This is a genomic window from Desulfovibrio sp. SGI.169 (assembly GCF_050313595.1).
GTDB lineage: Bacteria > Desulfobacterota > Desulfovibrionia > Desulfovibrionales > Desulfovibrionaceae > Desulfovibrio.
Genome location: NZ_JBNPLS010000064.1, coordinates 1 through 3,229 on the forward strand (window position 1 = coordinate 1; position 3,229 = coordinate 3,229).

The 3,229-nt window shown below is 43.3% G+C and carries 5 protein-coding genes; 2 read left to right on the forward strand and 3 right to left on the reverse strand.

Translation table 11 applies throughout. The features are described from left to right. Together ACQRA4_RS13665 and ACQRA4_RS13670 are read left to right on the forward strand one after the other, a co-directional pair. A partial coding sequence (locus tag ACQRA4_RS13665; protein WP_427823602.1) for a hypothetical protein occupies positions 1-245 on the forward strand: 245 nt, incomplete at its 5' end. A 154-nt stretch (positions 246-399) separates the two neighbouring features. Then, entirely contained in the window at positions 400-1,026 is a 627-nt protein-coding gene (locus tag ACQRA4_RS13670; protein WP_427823603.1) for a hypothetical protein, read from the forward strand. A 74-nt stretch (positions 1,027-1,100) separates the two neighbouring features. On the opposite strand, the gene ACQRA4_RS13675 is transcribed toward ACQRA4_RS13670, so the two are convergent. The 3 genes from ACQRA4_RS13675 to ACQRA4_RS13685 are packed head-to-tail and all read right to left on the reverse strand — an operon-like array spanning position 1,101 to position 3,071. Continuing rightward, the gene (locus tag ACQRA4_RS13675; RefSeq protein WP_427823604.1) at positions 1,101-1,706 is read right to left on the reverse strand and encodes a hypothetical protein; all 606 of its coding nucleotides are present in this window, start codon (positions 1,704-1,706) and stop codon (positions 1,101-1,103) included. Continuing rightward, the gene (gene traI, locus ACQRA4_RS13680; RefSeq protein WP_427823605.1) at positions 1,697-2,758 is read right to left on the reverse strand and encodes a TraI/MobA(P) family conjugative relaxase; all 1,062 of its coding nucleotides are present in this window, start codon (positions 2,756-2,758) and stop codon (positions 1,697-1,699) included. Before traI ends, ACQRA4_RS13675 begins: the two co-directional genes overlap by 10 nt. After that, positions 2,739-3,071 carry a plasmid mobilization protein gene (locus tag ACQRA4_RS13685; RefSeq protein ID WP_427823606.1) on the reverse strand — a complete coding sequence of 111 codons (333 nt, stop codon included), beginning with the start codon at positions 3,069-3,071 and terminating at the stop codon, positions 2,739-2,741. Before ACQRA4_RS13685 ends, traI begins: the two co-directional genes overlap by 20 nt. Positions 3,072-3,229: the final 158 nt, after the last annotated feature.

A 3,229-nucleotide genomic window follows, 5' to 3' on the forward strand; every position in this document is an offset into this window, starting at 1 on the left:
TTAATAAATTTGAAATAACGAAAACTATATTAATAAACGATAATAGTTTAAATGATATTCAAAATTATTATAGATATTTTTTTATTAATGAAATAGGAAATAATAGAACAATGTGCTTAATAGATATGTCTGGCAAAATAATTTTTCCAAATAATAAGATTAATAATTTGGTACAGCTATATAATGAAAACAGTAGAGATATAAATAAAATGTCTCTATCTTTATTAGAAAAGCTAGGTATATAAGATGCAACTACTTGAAGATGTTCTTGTTTCTATTGGAAAAGAAAAGCTTAAAAATCCATCTTAAAATGCTGTTCATGTAATCAAAGTCAACAAAGATGCTCAGAATCTAATTGACGATTTGCAAAATTACCCTCATGCTTATGTCTTATCTTGTATGATGGATAGACAAATTAAGACTAATAAAGCATGGGAACTCCCATATAAAATAAAAAGTATTTTAAAAACATTTGAAATCAATGATCTGGCCAATGTATCTCAAAATGAATATATTGAAATATTTAATAAAGAGAAGCTTCATCATTTTTGTACTGACATGGCTGTAGTTTTTTCAAATGCTGTTCAAAAAATTTTTCATGACTATAAAGGTGATGCCTCAAAAATTTGGTTGAATAAGCCATCAAGTGCAAAGGTAGTTTATAACTTTCTACAGTTTAATGGATGTGGGATAAAAATTGCTACTATGGCTGCAAATATACTTACTCGCCAATATGGAATACAATATTATGACTATAAGTCTATAGACATTTCACCTGATGTTCATGTTCGTAGAACGATGATGAGGCTTAAATTGATTCCGTCTAATATAAAACTCTCTAATGGAAAATATGATACTAACACGCTCAATGATATGCTAATTTATAGGGCAAGGGAGATATATCCAGATTATCCAGGGATAATTGATTATACTTTATGGGATATAGGAAGGAAATATTGCCACCCAGAAAATCCAGAATGTGATTGCTGTGAGCTAAAATTATATTGCCCCAAATGCATTGATTAAGTTTTTATCGTATTAAAATTATTACAAATGCTTTTTTATATGCTTAGCGACTTGATAAACGGCTAATTGGCAAATCAGCGGGTTCTGAATCGCTGCTGACTGTATTGTTGATGACTGGGCGTTTCCTCCGGCTTCTTCATGTAATAATCAATAATTTCCGCTTCTTTGTTGAACTTTTTAACCTCCGGCTTGCCAAGCCTTTGTCCAATCACCCAGATGTCGCCTTGCGCTCCAAAGGCATAATCCAGAATACGTTGCAGATAGCCGATTTTTGGCGAAAGGCCGTCTGGATGAGCAGGGTACTGGGGCGTGTGCCTTTGCATTTCTTCTTCCACCTCTTTGCGAAGATAACCGGCGCAGCGCAAATGGAGCGCCGTTGTTGCTTCCAGCCTTGACCACTCCAAACCTTTATGGCGGCGTTTCACCATTTCGCGATAGGGAATGAGCGGATTTTGCAGTTTCCCGATTTTGGGAAGCTGGCCTTCCTGAAAGTGGCCGTATTTTGTGCCTGGCTTCAAAATGCGCCGCAAGCGCCAAATATCGGCAAGCCAAGGACTGCGCTGTCTCAGCCAGTCCTTGAACGATCCACATGCCAGCTTTGGCATTTTGGGCAATTCTTTTCTCGCCTGAGCCAGTTCGCGGCTGTGTTGTTTGGGTAAAAGCAATCTTGCTATACCCACAAATTCAGGCCCATATTGGGCAAGGTTTGCAAGAGCCGTTTCCTTGTGCGCCTTCTGCTTGGCATGATTTCCGCTAGTGCAATCTCGTTGCTTTTCTGGAGTTCCTCCTTCTCCATTTTATGCGCGTCCTGAGCTGTTTTGCGGGCGTTCGTGTATTCATGCCACTGCGCCTCGGCAATCTTGCTGAGCGGCTCCGGCTCAATCTTCAGCATGGATGCCGAATAGTCGCCGGGTTGGTATTCGCCAAGCCGTTTGCAGAGTTTGCCCATGCTGAATTTGCGGTCTATGGATGAAGCCTTTACCGCTATTTCTCCCACAAAAACAATCGCGCCAGAGCCTTTTTTCTCAAAGCGCAAGCCTGCCTCTTTAAGGCCAGTGTGCAGTTCTTCCCATGATGTGGCGTTATCAATAAGCTCATGGGCACGTTTCTGGGCAATGCGCTGGGCAGATTTTGCTCCGGTGTAGTTTTCAAAATCCTGCGCCTTGCTGGACGGCGGCTGCCTTTTTCTTGGCGTGTTGCGTACTATCATATTGTTTTCATCGACGCGATAGCGGGCATTTTTCTGCGGCTTCCAGCCCTGGACTTTTTCTATGGCCGCGACAATTCTGTGAGCTGCTTCAATGTCAAAGCCATTGTGCGGCTGGATTACCTGAAAAGTGTCTGGATGAACGCGATTGACCAGGATATGGGCATGGACATTTTGGGTATTGGCGTGAACTGCCACAAGCGTCTGATGGCCTTCCAGCCCCATGCCCTTGAGAAACATCTGCACGGCTTCCGTGATTTGCTGTTCTGTCGGTATCTCATTCTCGTTCCAGCTCATCATCCAGTGGGCGCAAGGCATTTTGCTCCGTATGGATTCCTCGGCCAGTGAAATCATCTCGGCTCTCTGGCCTTTACTTGTGGCGGCAATAAAATTCAGGGCGGTTGACCAGACGCACTTGTCTTTGCCTTCCTCGTCTTTCTCTGAAAGCACATAGTCAAATATGCCGCCAATCATGGCGCGCTTTGTTCTGCTCAGATTTGTTCGCTTAAATTTCTTCAGGATCATTCCTGCCGCCCAGATTGTCCATCATTCGCTGTATGGCTTGCAATGTCTTGCATATCTCCCTGACTGCCTCTTGTTGACCACTCTCACTGATTATGCCGAAGTTATGTTTGAGCAATCCGCCGAGCCTTCGTAGTTCCCTGATAGTCAGGTCATCGGTCTTTGCGATGATGGGCCGCCCTCCAAAAAATAGCCGCCGCATGTATTCCGAAACAGGAATGCCAACCTTCGCGGCGAACTCGCGCAGCCTTTCATCTTCCGCTCTGGTTATTCTCACGGTACGCCGACACTGGTAGTTTGTGACTTTATTCTTCATTGCTTTTTGCCTTCCGCGTGCGAGAAGCGTAGCGCCGAGCGCGATTGGGGTTTCCAAAGGGGCCTTGCCCCTTGGCAGGTTGGAGTGGCTGGTGTCAGCCAGCTACCAACCTGTAAATTGGAACAGGGGCCTATTTTTGGTCCCTTTAAATAAAACCA

Coding starts and splice junctions, on each gene's coding strand:
- traI (WP_427823605.1), bottom strand. CDS start 2,758: ATGATCCTGAAGAAATTTAAGCGAACAAATCTGAGCAGAACAAAGCGC.
- ACQRA4_RS13685 (WP_427823606.1), bottom strand. CDS start 3,071: ATGAAGAATAAAGTCACAAACTACCAGTGTCGGCGTACCGTGAGAATA.
- ACQRA4_RS13670 (WP_427823603.1), top strand. CDS start 400: ATGATGGATAGACAAATTAAGACTAATAAAGCATGGGAACTCCCATAT.